5 protein-coding genes are annotated in these 20,378 nt (G+C 64.1%); all 5 read left to right on the forward strand.

Features of this window, described 5'->3' with window-relative positions:
- The first annotated feature begins 250 nt into the window (after nucleotides 1-250).
- Nucleotides 251-13,630, forward strand: coding sequence for an Ig-like domain-containing protein (locus ACOTXR_RS20090; protein WP_113372771.1), 13,380 nt, complete (start codon nucleotides 251-253; stop codon nucleotides 13,628-13,630).
- 76 nt (nucleotides 13,631-13,706) lie between these two features.
- Complete coding sequence (locus ACOTXR_RS20095) at nucleotides 13,707-15,626, forward strand: TolC family protein (protein WP_000989158.1); 1,920 nt, start codon at nucleotides 13,707-13,709, stop codon at nucleotides 15,624-15,626.
- Between the two features lie 14 nt (nucleotides 15,627-15,640).
- Nucleotides 15,641-16,522, forward strand: coding sequence for an efflux RND transporter periplasmic adaptor subunit (locus tag ACOTXR_RS20100; RefSeq protein ID WP_001548177.1), 882 nt, complete (start codon nucleotides 15,641-15,643; stop codon nucleotides 16,520-16,522).
- A complete protein-coding gene (locus ACOTXR_RS20105; RefSeq protein ID WP_001548176.1) occupies nucleotides 16,519-17,868 on the forward strand; it encodes an efflux RND transporter periplasmic adaptor subunit in 1,350 nt (449 codons plus the stop codon). The genes ACOTXR_RS20100 and ACOTXR_RS20105 overlap by 4 nt, the downstream gene beginning before the upstream one ends.
- 1 nt (nucleotide 17,869) lies before the next feature.
- Nucleotides 17,870-20,002 carry an HlyD family efflux transporter periplasmic adaptor subunit gene (locus tag ACOTXR_RS20110; RefSeq protein WP_001548175.1) on the forward strand — a complete coding sequence of 711 codons (2,133 nt, stop codon included), beginning with the start codon at nucleotides 17,870-17,872 and terminating at the stop codon, nucleotides 20,000-20,002.
- Nucleotides 20,003-20,378 lie beyond the last annotated feature (376 nt).

Genomic DNA, 20,378 nt, shown 5'->3' on the forward strand with positions numbered 1-20,378 from the left:
GAAATTAATTATAAAATTTTGCTTACGGTTAAGCCTTTCGTCGTATTGGTTTTTTCAGGGCTGGCGGGGCGCTGTCTTGTTTGTCCTTTAAGATTTAGTTATTCTTCGCGCGCTAAGCGTCCATTCGATAATTTCGATGAATATATCCCCTGCTTGCCCTCCTCTGGCCTGGCGACATGGTGTACGCTCCTGGCAACGCTGAACTCAGAATATTTATCCAGTCACTCTATTTTTTAAGAGCAGTAAACCTATGACTACAATAAAGAACCGTCGTTTACGTCCGCGTGCGCATCGCTTTGCTCTTGAGTCTCGCCAGCTTTTTGATGGAGCCGCTCTGGCTGAAACCGCCATCCATGAGGCATCGGCAAGCGATCTGGTGCACCATGAAAGCGCCACCGAACCCGCGAAGGCGCTGGATATTCCCCACGCCGCCACAGCCGACGCCGCAAGCGAAAAACCGGGCAGCGCCGCCAGCGAAGTCTATGTAATAGACCAGCATATCTCCGGCTGGCAGTCGCTGGTGGACCAGGTGCCGCAGGGCAGCCAGGTGGTGATTATCGATGAAAACAGCTCGGGTCTGAGCCAGCTTGCCGACGCGCTGAAAGGCGAAACCAATATTTCCGCCATTCATATTCTGAGCCACGGCGCGTCCGACACCATTACGCTTGGCACCGATGTGCTGACGGCGGACAACCTCTCGGCGTGGTCTTCACAGCTCAGCGCTATCGGCGCAAGCCTTAGCGACAGCGGCGACATCCTGCTTTACGGCTGCGACGTCTCCGCCCAGGATAACGCCTTTATCACCCGCTTCGCCGAAGTGACTCAGGCGGACGTGGCGGCCTCCAGCGACATGACCGGCAGCGCGGCGCTTTCCGGCGACTGGGTGCTGGAAAACCATACCGGCAGCATTGAAGCGAAAACCTTCGCCTTTGATTACGACGGTCTGCTGGCCGGGCCGGAAGTCACCGCGCCGGAAAAAGGCATCACCGTCGCCGAGCCGAGCAGCCTTAACGCCGCAGGCGCCGATACCGCCACGCTCAGCGGCTGGCAGGTCAGCACCACGGACGCCAGCGAAACCGTCACCGTCACGGTGAGCCTGAGCAACAGCGCCATCGGCAAACTCAGCGACAGCCAGACCAGCAACGCTTCGCTGACCATGACCGGCACTGCCAGCGAAGCGCAGGCCTGGCTTAACAGCATCACCTTTACCTCCGCTGACGTCGAGCTTGGCAACACCGCCGCCAGCGGCAAGCTGGACGTCACGGTGCGCGACAGCGCGGGCGTCAGCACCAGCAAATCCATCGATGTGACCGTGACCCCGTCGAACGACCCGGTAAGCGTGGCCGACGCCACCCAGAACGTGCCGGAGATCGAATCGGGCGGCAGCGTCATCACCACCGTGACCCTTAACGCCATCGATGCGGAAGTAACGGCGGGCACCCAGCAGCCCGTGCAGATTGTCTATGGTCTGACCGACCTGCCGCAGTATGGCTATCTGACGCTGAACGGCGACCGGATGGGCGTCGGCTCTATCTTTACCCAGCAGGATTTGATCGACGGCAAGGTGAAGTATGTCCACACCGCCACGGGCGCAGACCAGAACGCCGCCGACGGCTTTACGGCGGTCATCAACGACGGCGCGACGCCGAAGGCGCAGTCCGATACCGTCCACGTCACGCTGAACATTACCCCGCAGAACCAGGCGCCGACCCTTAGCGGCAGCGGCGTGGTCTTTGAAGGCCAGCCCAACAATGCGGTCAACACCGGCAACGTCGGCCAGTATATAGAGGCGGACGGCGGCGGCGATCCGGGCGACACAACGCTGACTCTCACCATTACCGCCCTGCCGACCCACGGCACGCTCTGGTTTAACGGCGTCGCCGTCACCGTCGGCCAGACCTTTGACTATGCCGATCGCAATCTGCTGACCTATGCTAACGACGGCAGTGAAAACCAGGGCACCGACAGCTTTGGCGTACGCGTCACCGACCAGGGCGGCGGCACCGGCGTGCCGGCCAGCACCGACGGCACCATTACCCTGACCGTGCGCCCGGTGGATGACGACCCGACTCTGGACAACGTAACGCTGCACGCGCAGGTGGACGATCTGGCGAATGCCGTCACCCTTACGTCTGCGATGATCGGCGCAAGCGACGTGGATTCCACCGATAACCACCTCAGCTTTATCGTTGACGACAGCAAGCTCACCCACGGTTACCTGACGCTGGACGGCTACCGCCTGCAAAACGGCGGCACCTTCACCATGCAGGATATCGTCGACGGCAAAGTGCAGTACGTGCAGTACGCCAGCGCCAGCGCGTCGGGTGACACCGACAGCTTCAACTTTGTGGTGGTGGACAACACCGCTGCGCTGCGCTGGAACGCCGACGGCACGACCTACAGCCGCATCGGCGGGGTGTACACGCCGGGCACCGAAACGCTGACCAGCTTTACCTTTACCATCGGCCTTGCGGTGGTCACGGGCGGCGGTCCCGGCACGATCCCGGATCGCGTCACCACCATCACCAACCGCGACTCCACCTGGGCGGGCGTGGACTTCACCTCCGGCAACGCCCGCGGCGAAGTAGAAGAAGGCGGCACCCTCGTGCTGAACGGCACCAGCGGCGACTTCTCAAGCGTGCCGGGCCTGAGCTACACCGCCACGGGCGTGGACGCCTCGCAGGTGGTCTATACCTTCCTCGGTTTCTCGAACGGCGCAAGAGGCGGCGAGCTGCAAAAAAATGTCGGCGGCAGCTGGGTGACGCTCGGCGAATATGCCACCTTTACGCAGGCCGACCTCGACAGCGGCAATATTCGCTTCCAGCACGACGGCGGAGAGACCTTTGTCTACGCCGCGGCGTTCTCTGTCTCGGCGGGTCTGACCACGCTCGATGCCAACGGCAACCCGGTGACCGATATCTGGACGCCGACGCTGAACATCTACGTCACGCCAGTGAACGATCTGCCGGTGGTGACCGGCTCCTCCTCCTCCGTCATCGCCGAAGGCGAAACCGCTTACCTGACCACCGGCCAGATAGCGATAAGCGACCCGGACGACGCCAACAGCGGCAACGGGCTGGAAGAGAGCGCGACGATCAAAGACGGCAGCGCCAGCGCCAACAATTACGCCTATAACAACGACGCGACCGGCGCCAACGCCCTGACGTTCACCATCAAAACGCTGCCGGACGGCTGCACGCTGCAATACTACAACGGCTCGCAGTGGGTTGACGTTACCGTCGGCCAGACGCTCAACGCCTCGCTGCTTACCGCCAGCGCCTCGACCACCGGGCTGCGCTTCGTCAGCGACGGCTCGGAAGTGCGCTCCACCACCTTTACCGTATCGGCCACCGACCGCTGGGGCGCCACCTCCGCCAGCGACGCGACGGTGAAAATCCAGATAACTAACGTCAACGACGCGCCGCAGATCGCCAAAGACCCGACCCAGGCCGACCCGACGGTGACCGCAGGCTCGCCGAACCTGATTGGCGGCACGCCAGTCAACAACCCGCTGTACGTCACCGAAGGAAGCTATGGCCAGATAACCAGCGCCATGCTGCAAGCCTACGATTCCGACAGCAGCTCAATGCAGCTGCAGTACACCATCACCGGCGCGCCGACCCACGGCACCCTGGCCTATTCCAAAGATGGTGTGAACTTCAGCCCCATCGGCAAAGGCTCCTCCTTCACCCAGCAGGATGTGGCGAACGGGTACATTTACTACCTGAACGACGGCACCGAAGGCAGCGGCAACAGCGAACCCGCCACCCCGGACGATAAGTTCACCTTCACGATTTCTGACGGCGACAAAGAGCAGACCGGCAACGCGTTCTGGATCTACACCCGCCCGACCGACGACGCGCCGGAAGTGACCGCGCCGTCGGGCATCAAGAACATCGCCAGCGCCACGGCGACGAGCAACGCCCTGCCGGGCTTCTCGGTCAAAGATGGGGATCTGACAGACGGCGTGACCGATGGCGAGAGCGATTATTTGCAGGTGACCGTGCGTCTGCTGCATGCGGACGGCAGCGCCTTCGTGGCCAGCGAATACAGCGACGTGACCCTGGGTTACGCGACCGGCAGCGGCGCGACGATCTCTACCGCCCACGGCGGCCAGCACGACTATCTGGTCTTGAGCGGCACCCGCGCCCAGGTGAACGCGGCGCTGGCGGGCCTGACGGTGACCTTCAGAACCGACCGCAACGCCACCTATCAGGTGCAGACTATCGCCGATGACCGCCTGCGCGACGCAAGCGGCACGCTGACGGCAGGCGCTAACGGCGGCACGCTGAACCAGCCCGCGACGCCTGGCAGAGGCGCGGCGGCCACCGCCGTCGACGCCACCGAGTACAACTGGTACAGCGCCTCCGTACCGGAAAAAAGCGGCAACCTGAGCGCGGCGTCCGTCACCATTCGCGCCTCGGAAATCAACGATCCGGGCACGCTGACCGTGACCAACCTGGACCGTACCGTTTATGAAGATCAGGCAAGCTTTATCGGCGGCAATATCGTGGTGCAGGACACCGAATCCGCCGCCTTCGGCACGCCGGTGACCGTCACCATCACCGCGCCGTCCGGCACCCTCGGCATCGGCGGCGCGGACGTGAACACCAGCGCCACCGCCAGCGCCGCCGGCAGCCAGCCGGTTACGATTTCCGGCGACAACTCCGGCACGCTGACGCTGACCGGTCGCGCCAGCGACATTGAAGCGCTGCTGAACGACGCGGTGCTCGGCCTCACCTGGCAGAGCGGCGCCAACGTCAACCACGACCTGAACGGCGCAGCGGCGGGCGATGTCACCATCACCCTGCATCTGGACGACGGCGACTCGCATATCGGCGACACCGTGCAGGCCGACCCGGCCGACCAGACGCTGAACCTCACCATTGTGCCGGTGAACGACGCGCCGGTTGTCTCTGCAACGGGCGGTACGGTTTACCTCAACAGCGATCCGGCGGTAGTCGACGGCACCAAAGTCGGCGGCTTTGTGATTTCCGACCCGGATTACACCGACGGCGGCAATATCGCCGACGGCGAAACCGATTTTATGCAGGTGACGGTGCGCATCACCGACGCCAGCGGCGTGCCGCTGACCGCCGCGCAGTACAGTAACGCCGGCGTATCCGACATCACCATTAGCTCCGGCAACACAACGTCCGGCGTGACGATTGACAGCGTCTATAACGGCAGCGAGTCCGCACTGGTGATCCGCGGCACGCTGAGCCAGGTGAACGCGTACCTGGCGGCGCTGACCGTCTCCATGACCGGCTCCGCCCTGTCGAACGCTGATAACGCCTGGCGTGTGGAAGTGATTGCCGACGATCGCCTGCGCGACGCCTCTGGCAACCTGACAAGCGCCAACAGCGCCAACGGCGGCCAGAACGATGCCGTCACCGGCGTCGCGGCGGTGCCGACCACGGCTATCGACCCTTACGGCGCGCTGCCTTCCGGCCTGAGCCAGAACGTCAGTACCGCATGGCGCAGCGTCTTCCCAAGCGACGTCAACGATCCGGCGACCATCACGGTGACGGACAAGTCAGTCAACGAAGGCTCAACGACCGTCGCCCTGCCCGCCATTACCGTGGCGGACCCGGACGCCGACAGCGCCAGCCTGACAGTGACGGTCACTCTGCCGGGCGGCTTTACCTTTAAAACGATTGGCGGGACGGGCGGCACCGTTGATGCGGGCGGCGTCAACACCACCAGCTTCACACTTACCGGCACGCTTTCGCAGATCAACAGCCGCCTCGCTAACCTGACGGTGAACCTGCCGACCAACGCGGGCGTCACCGCCGCCGACTGGAACGGCACCTTTAACGTCACCGTAGTGGTGAACGATAACGCCAACCACGGCAGCCGCCCGACCACGCTTACCGGCGACAGCAATAACCCGAACGCGAACCCGGGCGACATCAGCTACGCCGATGACACCTCCGCCGCGCTGGTCACCACCCGTACCTTTAGCGTGACCGTGAAACCGTCGAACGATGCCCCGGTCGTGCTGGACGGCGCTACCCAGACGCTGGCCCCGGTGAGCGAAGACACCAGCGCCGCAGCGATTACCGGCGACACCATTGCCAACCTGTTTGCCGGTAACTTCTCGGACCCGAACGATCAGGTCAACAATGCGTCCATTACGGCAACCGGCGGCACCAGCGCTGACAGTTTCTGGGGCGTGGCTATCACTAACCTGTCAGTCAACAGCGCGCAGGGCGAATGGCAATACTCCACCGATGGCGGCACGACCTGGGCTGCCATTGGCAGCCGCACCGACGCCAACGCCCTGCTGCTGGATGCAACGGCCAAAGTCCGCTTTGTACCTGCCGCTGACTTCTTCGGGACGCCTGCTGCCTTGAAAGTACGTCTGGTGGAAACCAACAACAACGGCGACACCACCGCAACGACAGGGTCGCTGACCAGCGGCCAGACTGTATCAACGGCAACCAACGGCAGTAGTTCACGCTATAGCGCAGCGATGGTCACCCTCTCAACCAGCGTCACTAACGTCAACGACCGTCCGACGATTAGCGCGACGCCGCTGACCATGCAGGAAGATACGCCAGTTGGCAAAACGCTGACCTCTATTCTTGGCAGCTACAGCGACGCCGCCGACAACCAGACGGGAATTGCTGGCGGCGGCAACGCCAGCGGCGCTATCGGCTATGTGGCGATCGTCGGCAACACCACCGACGCAAGCCTCGGCCACTGGGAGTACTCTACCAACGGCACGACCTGGACTGCGCTTGGCACAAGCTACAGCGAAACCAACGCGCTGGTGCTGCTCGCCTCGACCCAGCTGCGCTTTGTGCCGCTGGCCGACTACAACGGCGCGGTGCCGGGCGGCCTGACGGTGCGCGTCTCCGACAGCACCAGTTCCGCCGATACCGGCGTCAGCGCCGCGGGCAGCACGCAGGATCTGCAAAGCGCCTTCAACAGCGGCCAGACCAGCCACTGGAGCACGGCGCAGAGCATCAGCATGAGCATTACAGCGGTGGCGGACGCGGTGAGCGACACCGCCGCCACCCATTCAGGCGAGGCGAAAACCATCGACGTGCTGGGCAACGACAGCTTCAGCAACAGCGATAAAGCGATCACGGCGGTCACCCAGGGCGTTTATGGTTCCGTGGTTATCGACAACGGCAAGGTGATTTATACCCCTAACACCACGAGCTACGTCGGCAGCGATACGTTCACCTATACCGTCACCAGCGGCGGCGTGACCGAAACCGCGACGGTCACGATTCAGATGAATAACGCCGCCCCGGTCACCCAGGGTGAAAACGTCAGCACGCCGGAAGATACGACGCTGACCAGCTCCGCCGCGCAAAACCTGCTGCTGAACGATTCCGACCCTGATGGCGATACGCTGAGCATTCTTAACTACTCCGTCAGCGGCGTCGGCACGGTGTTTACCGCAGGCCAGACCGCCGACCTCACCGGGTATGGCAAACTGACCATCAACGCCGACGGCAGCTATACTTTTGTCCCGGTCGCCGACTGGAACGGTACGGTGCCGACGGTGACCTACCGGGTGGTTGATGGCCGCACCAACGGCGCGACCACGGCGCAGTTGAAGATAACCGTCACGCCGGTAAAAGACGCCTTTGACGACAGCCTGACGACCCACGCGGGTACGCCGGTGACCATCGACGTTTTCGCCAACGATAAATTCAGCAACGGCGATAAAGCGATTACCGGCAAGACCAACGGCGCTTACGGTACGGTTAGCATCAGCAACGGCCAGGTGATTTACACGCCGACCAGCGGCTATGTCGGCACCGATACCTTCACCTATACCGTCACCAGCGGCGGCAAAACCGAAACCGCGACGGTCACCCTCACTCTGGTCAACGACGCGCCGCAGGTCGGCCTGGCTAAAACCGGCAGCACGGCGGAAGACACAACGCTTACCAACGGCGAAAATCTGCTGACGGGCGCCAGCGACCTGAACGGCGACGCGCTGACGGTGAAATCGTTTACGGTGGGCAATACCACCTGGGCCGCCGGCCAGACCGCCACGCTTGCGGGCTACGGCGCGCTGACCCTCAACGCCGACGGCAGCTATACCTTTGTTCCGGTCGCCGACTGGAACGGCAACGTGCCGCAGGTGACCTACACCATCACCGACGGTCGCACCAACGGCGACGTCACCTCGAGGCTCGATATCTCCGTTACGCCGGTGCAGGATGCGTTTAACGACAGCCAGACCGGCCACGGGCGCGACCCGCTGGTGATTGATGTCTTTAATAACGACAGCTTCGCCAACAGCGACAAAGCCATTACCGCCACCACCAACGGCGCGCACGGTACGGTGACCGTCAGCAACGGCAAGGTGGTTTACACCCTGAACGACGGCTATGTCGGCACCGATAGTTTCACTTATACCGTTACCAGCGGCGGCAAAACCGAAACCGCGAACGTCACCGTAACGTTAACGAACGGTGCGCCGACCGGGGTTGTCGGCAAAACCGCCAGCACAGCGGAAGACCAGACGCTGACCAGCACGGCTTTGCAGAATCTGCTGAACGGCGCCAGCGACCCGGACGGCGATACGCTGAAAGTCAGCGCATTTACGGTGGGCGCAACGACGTGGGCCGCAGGCCAGACCGCGACGCTTGCGGGCTATGGCGCGCTGACCATCAACGCCGACGGCAGCTATACCTTTGTTCCGGTCGCCGACTGGAACGGCAGCGTGCCGCAGGTCACTTATGAGGTCACCGACGGGCGCGACAACGGCGTGCAAACCGCCGCCCTCGATATTACCGTCACGCCGGTGCAGGACGCCCATGACGACAGCCGGACAGCCCATGCGGGCGCCCCGGTCACGGTCGATGTCCTGACCAACGACGGCTTCACCAACGGCGACAAAGCGATTACCGGCGTCACCGACGGCGCGCACGGTACGGTTAGCATCAGCAACGGCCAGGTGGTTTACACCCCGACCAGCGGCTACGTCGGCAACGACAGCTTCACCTATACCGTCACCAGCGGCGGTATCGAGGAGACCGCCACGGTTTATCTGACGTTGACCAACAGCGCGCCGACGCTGCCCCACTGGACAGTGATTAACCGTGAAGACTCGCCGATCGGTATCCCTGGCCTTTTATTAGATACCAGCAGCGACGCCGACGGCGACACCCTGACGGTGACCGATTTTACCGTCAACGGTACCACCTGGCAGTCAGGCGAGACGGCCAATCTGGCGGGGTACGGAAGCCTGACTATTACTTCTGACGGCGGCGTGACGTTTATTCCGGTGGCTGACTGGAACGGCAACGTACCGGTGGTGACCTACACGGCAACGGACGGCCGGGATAACGGCAGCGTCACATCGACGCTCACCATTCAGTACGATGCGATCCCTGACGCCGTTGACGACAACGCCACCACCCACGCGGGCGTGGCGAAAGTCATCGACGTGCTGGCGAACGACAGATTCAGCAACAGCGACAAAGCCGTTACCGCCGTCACCCAGGGCAATAACGGCTCGGTGGCGATTGAAAACGGCAAGGTGCGCTATACCCCGAACGCGGGCTTTAACGGCACTGACAGCTTTACCTATACCGTCACCAGCGGCGGCGTAACGGAAACCGCGACCGTTAATGTCACCATCGCCAACATTGCGCCGGTGGCGCACGATGATTTTACGTGGACTGCGGAAGACACTACCCTGACGCGCAGCGCCGCCACCGGGTTGCTGGCTAACGACAGCGATGATGACAATGATGCTCTTGCCATCACGCAGTTCAGTACCGGTACGCAGATTTACGCGGCGGGCCAGACCGCGACGCTTGCAGGCATGGGCGACCTGACCATTAACGCCGACGGCAGCTATACCTTTGTGCCAGTCGCCGACTGGAACGGCGCCGTGCAGCCGATCCTTTACCAGGTAAGCGACGGCAACGGCGGATTTAGCGTGGCGACGCTCTTACTTACCGTCAACCCGATCGCGGATGCGGTCAACGACAGCGTCAGCACCCATGCCGATGTGCCGGTGGTGATCGACGCGCTCGACAACGACAGCTTCAGCAACAGCGACCAGACGATTACCGGCGTCACCGCTGCCGCCCACGGCACGGTGACGATTGAGAACAACACGCTCGTCTACCGCCCGAACGCGGGCTATGTCGGCAGCGACACCTTCGACTACACCGTCACCAGCGGCGGCAAAACCGAAACCGCGACCGTTACCGTGGACGTCACCAACGTGGCGCCGCGTCTGACCAGCGTACCGACGATTTCCACGCCGGAAGACACCACGCTTAACAGCACTGCGGCGCAGAACCTGCTGACTAACGCCCACGATGACGATGGCGACGCCCTCGCCGTGACGGAGTTTACCGTCGGCGGCACCCGCTACCTCGCGGGCGACACCGCGACGCTGGCAGGCTATGGCGATTTGACGATCCGCGCCGACGGCAGCTTCACCTTTGTGCCAGTGGCCGACTGGAACGGCGTGCCGCCTGCCGCGACCTACACCATCAGCGACGGCAAAGACGGCGGCGTCTCCACCGCCACGCTCGCCTTTAGCGTAACGCCGGTGGCGGACGCGAAGGACGATACGGCCAGCACCCATGCGGGTGTTGCGGTCACTATCGATGCGCTGCATAACGACAGTTTCAGCAATGCCGACAAAGCGATTATCGATGTGGATCAGGGCCAGCACGGCTCGGTGACCATTGAAAACGGCCAGCTGGTTTATCGTCCTGTGGCAGGCTATGTCGGCCAGGATACCTTCACCTACACCGTGGAGAGCGGCGGCGTTCGCGAAACCGCCAACGTCACCGTCACCCTGACCAACAGCGTGCCGGTCGCAACGGGCGAGACAGTGGCTTCGCCGGAAGATTACGAGGCGCGCGGCGACCTGCTGCTCAACGACCGTGACGCGGACGGCGATCCGCTGTTTATCGCGGGCTTCACCGTCGGCGGCCAGACTGCTCAGCCGGGCGACACCGTCCAGCTGGCGGGCGTCGGTGCGCTGACCGTTAACCGCGACGGCAGCTACCGCTTCACGCCAGTCGCCGACTGGAACGGCACGGCGCCAGTAGTAACCTACACGGTCAGCGACGGCAACGACGGCGGCACCGCTACCGCGACGCTCGCCATCACCGTCACCCCGGTAGCGGACGTGAAAGATGACAGCGCCACCACCCACGCAGGCGTGCCGGTGACGATTGATGCGATCGGCAACGACCGCTTCGTTAACCCGGACCAGGCCATTACCGGCGTGACCCAGGGCGCGCACGGCTCCGTCGCTATTGAAAACGGGCAGCTGGTTTATACGCCAAACGCGGGCTACGTCGGCCAGGACACCTTCACCTATACCGTCACCAGCGGCGGCGTCACCGAAACCGCCGCCGTGAGCGTCGTGATGACCAATACCGTGCCGGTGGCCGACGGTGAAATCGTCACCACGCCGGAAGACACCGCTATTGGCGGCGAACTGCTGACCAACGACCGCGACCCGGACGGCGACCCGCTGCACATTGCGGGCTTTACCGTCGGCGGCCAGACTGCTCAGCCGGGCGACACCGTCCAGCTGGCGGGCGTCGGCGCGCTGACCGTTAACCGCGACGGCAGCTACCGCTTCACGCCAGTCGCCGACTGGAACGGCACGGCGCCGGTGGTGACCTATACGGTCAGCGACGGCAACGACGGCGGCACCGCTACCGCGTTGCTCGTTATCACCGTTACGCCGGTCGTGGATGTGAAAGATGACCGCGCCACCACCCATGCAGGCGACCCGGTCACCGTTGACGCGCTCGGCAACGACAGCTTCAGTAACGCCGACCGCGCTATTACCGGCGTCACCAACGGCGCGCACGGCACGGTGACCATTGAAAACGGCAAGGTGGTCTACCAGCCGAATACGGGTTATGTCGGCCAGGATACCTTCACCTATACCGTCACCAGCGGCGGTGTCACCGAAACCGCCCAGGTCACGCTTGAGGTCACCAACACCCCGCCGGTCGCGGTGGCGGATAAAGCGAGCACCCTGCCGGAAACGCCGGTCAGCGGCAATCTGCTGACCAACGACCGCGACGCGGACAGCGACCCGCTGCACGTGGCGGAGATCACCGTCGGCGGCGCGACCTACGCGCCGGGGGACATCATTACGATCCCGGGCCAGGGCACGCTGGTGGTTAACCGCGACGGCAGCTATCTGTTTACCCCGGCAAGCGGCTGGTCCGGCTTTACGCCAGTGTTGAACTACACCCTGAGCGACGGCAACGACGGCGGCACCGCCACGGGCGAACTGCGCCTGCTGGTGAACCCCGTAGCCGAGGCGTGGGTGAAAGAGGCAGGTCTGGTCGATACGGCCAGCGGCGCGCAAACCACCACGGGCGCGATAGCCGTACTGTCGCTGGAGCCGGTGGAAAGCCTGACCATTGGCGGCCAGACCCTGACGCTTGCGCAGCTCCAGGCGCTGAGCGCCCAGGCGCCAGTGGATATCGCAACACCGGACGGCGTGCTGTCGCTCACCGGTTTCCAGGTGGACAGCGAAGGCCGCGCGACGCTGCAATACCGCTTCACGCTGACCCAGGCGGTTAACCAGCCGTGCGAATCCACCACCCGCGAAGAGATTCGGTTCTCCGTCAACGGCCAGCAGACCCGCGCGCCGGGCCTGCTGCGCGTCAATATTCTCAACGACGCGCCGGTCGCGGCAGCGGACGACAACAGCATCGACCAGGATCGCGGCCAGCAGGCGGCGTCGGGCAACGTCTTTAGCAACGACGCTATCGGCGCAGACGGCGCCGCGGCGGGCGGCCCGGTGAGCGCGATTTCCTCCGTGAACCTCAACCGCGCGGGCGCGGTCGGCGGCGTAAGCCTGGGCGAGTTCGGCGCCCTGACGCTCGACGCCCGCGGCAACTACAGCTATGTGCTGAACCGCAGCAACAGCCGCGTGGCGTCGCTGGACGCCAACGCCACCCTGAGCGAGGTGTTCACTTACACCATTACCGACGCCGACGGCAATACCAGCCAGGCGCAGCTGACCATCGTTATTCACGGCGTGACGCCGCCGCAGTCGGTACGCACAGGCGATCAGCACTTCCCGAGCTACTACACCAACTACGAGCTGTCGCTCGATCAGCCGTATTCGCCGGGTCTGTTTATCCTGCCCGCCATCTACGGCGTGTACAGCGACCAGTTCTCTCGCAAGGTGGAGCTGAACCGCAAAATTACCGAGCTGGGCCGCGGCATGAATGACAACGGCACGCCGGTGCTGGAAGACGGCATTCTCTTTACCCGCTGGGTAAACACCACGCTGCAACGCAGCGTGGTGAACACCTTCGCCGCCACCGGTATCGGTTCGCAGCTGCTGGGCGATCACTTCAGCCACTTCTCGCTGAATAAATCCGTACAGCCTGCGCCCGTGCTGGAAAACGCGCCGGAACGTCCGCCGCTTAACGAGCGCATCAACGAAAGAACCACCGTGCAGCAGGAGCGCGGCGAGAAAACCCCTGATGCGAAGCAGGCTCACGCCGCCGCGCCGGGCGTGGTGATCGTGCCGCAAGCCGCCGCCCGACCAGGCGCGCCGTCACTGGCGGCGCAGGTCGACGCGCTGGCCCGTAACCGCGTCGCCGCGCCGGAACCGGTCACCGTGGGAGGCGCCACACCGCATCGTTAATCGCGCAACTCCAAAAACCTTTTACACCGGCGGCGCCGCGCCGCCGGATTGTTAACTCAACACTTTAAGCATAACAATGATGACGACTTTAACTGCCGTAACCCCGACTGCCGTACGTTCCGCGCCTCTGCTCGCCCCTGTCGCCGCACTGGTTTCCGCGCTGCTGTTAAGCGGTTGCGGCACCATTAAACCTGAACCGCTGACCCAGGATGAAATCGGCGCGCGCGTCAGCGCCGACCGCGCCGCCATGTACCGCGACCAGCAGCCGGTCTCTGGTCCGCTGACCCTGTCAGACGCCATGGCCCGCGCGCTGAAATACAACCTCGACTACCGCCTGAAGATGATGGAAACCGCCCTGTCGCGCGGCATCCTGGATATCTCCCAGCAGGATATGCTGCCGAAGTTGATGACCGATGCCGGCTACCGCTGGCGCGACAACGATTCCGGCGGCACCAGCGTCGGTATCGAAGACCGGGTCGTCAGCCTGCGTCCGTCCACCTCTGAAGAGCGCGAGCACCTGCTGGCCGACGCCACCTTCTCCTGGGACGTGCTCGATTTCGGCATGAGCTACTACCGCGCGAAGCAGCAGGCGGATAACGTCAACATCGCCGAAGAGCGTCGCCGCAAGGTATTGCAGAATATTGTCCAGGAGGTGCGCGACGCGTACTGGCGCGCGCTGGGCGCACAGCGTCTGCTGAGCGAAGCGCAGCCGCTGGCCGAAGAGATCCAGACCGCGCTTGAGAAAACCCGCGAAGCGGAGCGCGCAGGCATTCTGCCGCCGGTCGAGGGCCTGGAGTACCAGCGCGCCCTGCTCGACGCGGTGGCGCTGCTGAACCAGAAGCGCCAGGAGATGCAGATGGCGAAAAGCGAGCTGGCCGCCCTGCTGAACCTGCCGTCCACCACCGACTTCACCTTACAGGACGTCGCCAATCCGGCGCTTTCCGGCGTGCCAAGCCAGCTTGATACGCTTGAGCAGATGGCGCTGGAACGCCGCCCAGAGCTGCGTGAAGAAGATTACAAAACCCGCATCGACGTGCTGGAAACTAAACGCCAGATCGCCTCGCTGTTCCCGAACCTGAATCTGTTCGGCGGCATCAGCTACGACTCCAACAGCTACCTCTACAACAACAGCTGGGTGCAGGGCGGCGTGGGCGTTTCCATGAACCTGTTCAAGCTGCTGAGCGCGCCGGCCATCAGCCGCACCAACGACGCGCGCCTGGCCACCGACAATGCCCGCCGTATGGCGCTGAGCATGGCGGTGCTGACTCAGGTGCGCGTCTCGGTTGAGCGCTACAAGCTCGCGGTGTACGACTACCAGATAGCCCAGGAGTCCGCCCGCGTCGACCAGCGTCTGGCGAGCATCTCCCGCGCCGGTTCCGACAACTCGCTCTCAAGCGACCTGGAATCCCTGCGCACCCAGGCGCGCTCCATCGTCTCCCGCTTCCAGGAAGCCGCCTCCTACGCGCAGGCGCAGTCCGCCTATGGCCGCGTGCTGAACTCGGTAGGCATCGACCTGCTGCCGGAAAAGGTGACCAGCAGCGATCTGCCGACCCTGTCGCGTGAAATCAACCAGAGCCTGGTGGCGGGCGAGAAGCAGGTCTTCACCCAGAGCGCCGACGCGGTAGTTTCCCGCCATCCGGTCAGCGTCACCCTGGGCCGCCTGCCAGCGGGCGTCAACAAGAGCGCGATTTATCAGTCGGTCACCCATGTGCTGGCCGCCAACCAGCTGGTGCAGGGCAACGGCGCCGACAGCGTGAAACTGCAAATGAACCTCAACCTTGAACGCGCGTCAGGCTCGCAGCGCGGCGTGTGGGAAATGGCGGTCTATAACGCCCAGGGCGCGCAGGTCGCCTACCAGAAATACACCAGCTATCTGCCGAATGACGTCAACACCCGTTCGGTCAGCGCGCTGGCAGAAGCCGCCGCGCTCTCCGTGGTGTCCGACCTGCATAAAGCGGCAGGCGACACCGGCGTGATGACGGCAAGTAACCCTTAATAACAGGAACAGGTATGAACAACGTGAACGAAGGCTGGCGCAGCGTCCGCGCGCTCATGCCGCTGACGGGCCTGGCGCTGTGCGCCAGCGCCTTCGCCGCCGACCCAACCCCCGCTGCCGCGGGGGCAGTCGCAACGCCGGATGCGGCCGTTGCCGCAGCGCCTGAGAGCGCGCCTGACGCCACCGCCGACAACGGCGCCGCGCCGGTGCGTTTTCTGGTGATGGCCAACCAGGAAAGCCCGCTATCAAGCGTGGTGGCCGGGCGCGTGTCGCAGGTCAACGTTGAGCTGGGCGATACGGTCAAGGCAGGCAAACTGCTGGTGACGCTGGACTGTAGCGAGCTGAAAGCCCGTCGCGACGCGGCAGACGCCGAGTACAGCGCCGCGCAGATCAAATATGAAGCGAAGGCGAAATTGCAGGGTCTGCATTCCGCAGGCGCGCTGGAGGTTGGCCTTGCCGCCGCCGACGTGAACCGCACCCGCAGCCAGATCAAAATCTTTGAAGCGCAGCTGGCGCAGTGCCGCTTTACCGCGCCGTTCGACGGCCGCGTGGCGCGTATTTACGTCAAAGAGGGCCAGGGCGTCGGCGCAGGCGCGCAGGTTATCGATCTTGTAAGCAACGGCACCCGCAAGGCGCGCCTCAACGTGCCGTCAGGCTGGACCACCTGGCTTGCGCCCGGCGCGCAGCTTGACGCGGTGGTGGGTGAAACCGGCAAGCATTACCCGATGACCGTCACCCACATCAGCGGCCGCGTGGACGCCGTGAGCCAGACGATTGAGATTGAAGCGGAATTTGGCAGCGACGCCCAGGACGTACTGCCCGGCATGAGCGGCCGCGCGACGCCAGTCTGCCCGAAAGCGGCGGCGCAGTGCCAGAGCGGGACGACCAACTCGTGAGCATCGCCCTGTTCTATTCTCTCGCGGCGCGCGTGAAAGCGGCGCGCAGCCCCGAAGAGCTGGGTTTTGTGATGTGTAACGATACCCGCTCGCTGGTGGAGTATCGCCAGGCGGCGCTGCTCGCCGTTTCCGCCACCGGGCGCGCCCAGCTTGCGGCGCACTCCGGCCTGAGCGACACCGACCGCAATACCCCCTACGCGCTGTGGCTTGCCGCCGTTGCCTGCGACATCGCGCCGCGCTGCGCCGCGCTGCCGGAAACCGCCCGCGTGATGCCGCTGTCGCCGGAAATGCTGAGCGAGTCGCTGGCGCGCGAGTGGGACGAATGGCTGCCGGGCCACGTCTGGGTGCTGGCGCTGACCGGCCCGGACGGCAAGCTGCACGCCCTGCTGCTGCTGGCCCGCGATACCCCGTGGCCGACGCAGCTTGGCGTCGAAAGCCCCGAATACGCCCTGCTCCAGCTGGCGAACCTGTACGGCTACGCCTGGTGGGCGCTGGTGGCGCGGCCTTCTCGCCTGCAACGGCTGCTGCCCGCCACGGTGCGCCGACGCGCGGGTCTCGTGTTGCTGCTTCTGCTGCTGGTTATGCTGATCCCGATTCGGGAATACACGCTGGTGCCCGCCGAGGTAATTTCGCTTAACAGCGAAGTGATCGCCGCGCCGAGCGACGGGGTGATTCACCAGATGAAGGTGCCGCCGAACACGCCGGTCGTGGCCGGACAGGTGCTGGCGGAGCTGGATGATACGACTCTAAAAAACCGTCTCGCCATTGCTCAGGCGGAGCTGGCGACCGCCACCGTCAATATGCATCAGGCGTCTCAGCAGGCGATTGAAGACCCGAACGCCCGTGCGGAACTGGCTCTGACCGAAGGCAAATGGCGCGAGCAAAAGGTGCAGGTTGCCTCGTTGCAGCGCGAGCTGGAGAAGCTGTCGATCCGCGCCCGCAGCAGCGGCGTGTTTGTCTACACCGACCCGGACGACTGGGCGGGCCGTCCGGTACAGACCGGCGAGCGCATCGGCCTGCTGGCGGACCCGACGAAGCTCGGCGTGCGCGCCTGGGCGCCTGCGGCGGAATCCACCAACCTGAACCCGCACGCGGCGATGACCGTATTTCTTAAGGTCGCCCCGCTGCACCCGCTGACCGCGCGGCTGGATTACGCCGGTTACGAGACGGTGGAAGCGCCGAACGGCGTCGCGAGCTACCTGCTGCGCGGCACCGTAACCGACCCGTCCAGCGCCGCCCGTATCGGCTTGCAGGGCACGGCCCGCGTCTCCGGCGACTGGAGCCTGCTCGGTTATCTGATTTTCCGTCGTCCGCTGGCGACGCTGCGCGCCTGGTGTGGATTCTGATATGCAAACAGCCGCGACGCTCCCGCCTGCGGGCGGGACAGCTCTTGCGCAGCCGCAGCCGCTGCCGCCGCTGCGCGACGAGCTAAAAATTCACCCGGCGGGCAACAACCGCGACGGCTCGCCCGCCTGGCATCTGGCCGACCCGGTGCGCAACCTCTATTTCCGCCTGGGCTGGCTGGAGCTGGAGATGCTGCGCCGCTGGCCGCTCGGCGCGCCACAGGCGATTGCCGACAGCATCAGCCAGGAGACCACCATGACGGTGGACGAACAGGATGTGTTGCAGTTCCTGGGCTTTTTACAGCAGCAACAGCTGCTGCGCCGCGGCGCGTTCAAAGCGCGCGGCTCGCTCTGGCGGCGTATTCTGCACGGCTACCTGTTTATCCGCCTGCCGCTGGTGCGCCCGGAGAAAGCCCTGCGCCGCATGCTGCCGTGGGTGGAGTGGCTTTTCAGCGCGCCGTTTCTACTGCTGACCGCCGTCGCCGCGCTGGCAGGCGTCGTTCTGGCCGCGCGCCAGTGGGATAACGTCGAGGCCGCGCTGCACGGCGCCCTGAGCTGGAACGGGGCGCTGGCCTTCGCGGTGGCGCTGATCCTCTCCAAATGCTGGCACGAACTGGGGCACGCCTTTATGGCGACCCGCTACGGCGTACGCGTCGGCCATATGGGGGTGGCGCTGCTGGTGATGTGGCCGATGGCCTACACCGATACCGGAGAGAGCTGGAAGCTGTCGCAGTCCCGCCACCGGCTCTCCATCGCCAGCGCGGGCATTATGGCCGAGCTGATGCTGGCGGCCTGGGCGACGCTGTTCTGGAGCTTCGCGCCGGAAGGCAACGTTAAAGGCGCGCTGTTCTTTCTCGCCACCACCGCCTGGGTGCTGACGGTGGCGGTGAACGCCAGCCCGTTTATGCGCTTTGACGGCTACTTTATTCTCAGCGATACGCTGGACTACCCTGGCCTGCACGAACGGGCGGGCAACTGGGCGAAGCGCTGGCTGCGCTGGCACCTGCTGGGGCTTGAGGATCCGATCCCGGATAACGTCTCGCCCGCCTTTGCCCGCTTCCTCACCCTTTTCGCCTTCGCCACCTGGGTTTACCGGCTACTGCTGTTCGTCGGCATCGCGCTGGTGGTCTACAACGCCTTTTTTAAGGCGCTCGGGCTGGTGCTGTTTTTTATTGAGATAGTCACTTTTGTGGTGCAACCGATGTTTCGCGAACTCAAAATCTGGCGCGCGCGCCGCCGGGAAATAGCTCCGGCGCGCCTGCTGCGCCTTGTCGCCGTCGCACTCGCGCTGGGGCTTTCGGTCTTTCTGCCCTGGTCCGGGCAGGTCTCCCTGCACGGCGTGATGGAGGCGGGCGTGGCGCAGCCGGTTTACACGCCCTATGCCGCCCAGCTTGACAAGGTGCTGGTGCAGGAAGGCCAGCAGGTCAAGGCGGGCCAGAAGCTGTTTGAACTGGTGGCCCCCGTCCCGGCGGACGAGCAGGATAAGGCGCTGGCGCTAAGCCAGGCGTGGCAGACCAGCGCCCGCGGCGCGATGGCGCTCGATAAAAACGGCGCGGCGAAGCAGGTGGTCGCCGACCAGATGGCGCGCCAGTACGCCATTCAACAGCGGGCCAGCGCCGTTGAGCTTCAGCGGCTCCAGCTGGTGGCGCTGGAGGATGGCGTGGTGCATGACGTTGAGCAGACCCTGCGCCCCGGCAGTTGGGTCTCGCCTGGCACCCGCATCGCAAGCGTGATCGACACCCACCGCTGGCGCGTGAAGGCGCTGGTCAGCGAAACCGACCTGGCCCGCCTGCGCGACGGCGCGACGGCGCGGGTTTATCAGCAGGGCCGCTGGCAGCCGCTCGCAGGCGCGGTAGTGACCATCGACCACGACGCCATCCGCCGTCTGCCTAATCTGATGCTGGCGCAGAGTCACGGCGGCCCGGTGGCGCTGAACCCGGTTGCGCCCGCCAACGAACTCCGTCCCGCCGCCGTCTGGTACCGGGTAGTGATCGAAGGCATCTCCGCCGCGCCGGTCAGCAAAGAGCAACTGGTACGTGTTGACGTGGCGAGTGACCGCCAGAGCCTGGCTCACGGCTGGGTCAACAGCGTTATGCTGATGCTTATCCAGCAAACTGGCTTTGGTAAAGAGGGTTAGCGTGCGATTTTCGCGCCAGGCCGCCTGGCCTGGCGCAGGTTTTCTCCCCACCGCGGTTTTAGGTTAAACCCCGTTTCGCCAGAGCAAACTGGCACCTACGTTTTGTTAGTCTGTTCGGTGTTCTGCAACTGGACCCGGAGGTTATATTACTTGCAGGCGTGCAGCTGATGCTCGCAAGACTCGTTGGTTTCTGTTTCCGGAGGTGTAGTTATGCAAAAAATTGTCTGCAAAACGCCACGATTGTCATCACTGGCATGTCGAGTTGTTTCGGCCACGAGGCCGCCCTGCGGCTGGCGGAGATAGGTGCCAACGCCATGCTGGCAGCCAGACGGAACTGGAGGCGCTCGCCGCCGATATTGTCACGGCGGGCGGCAAT

Origin of the sequence: Enterobacter cloacae complex sp. IR53030 (assembly GCF_049238365.1) — a bacterium.
In the GTDB taxonomy this organism is placed as follows: domain Bacteria; phylum Pseudomonadota; class Gammaproteobacteria; order Enterobacterales; family Enterobacteriaceae; genus Enterobacter; species Enterobacter kobei.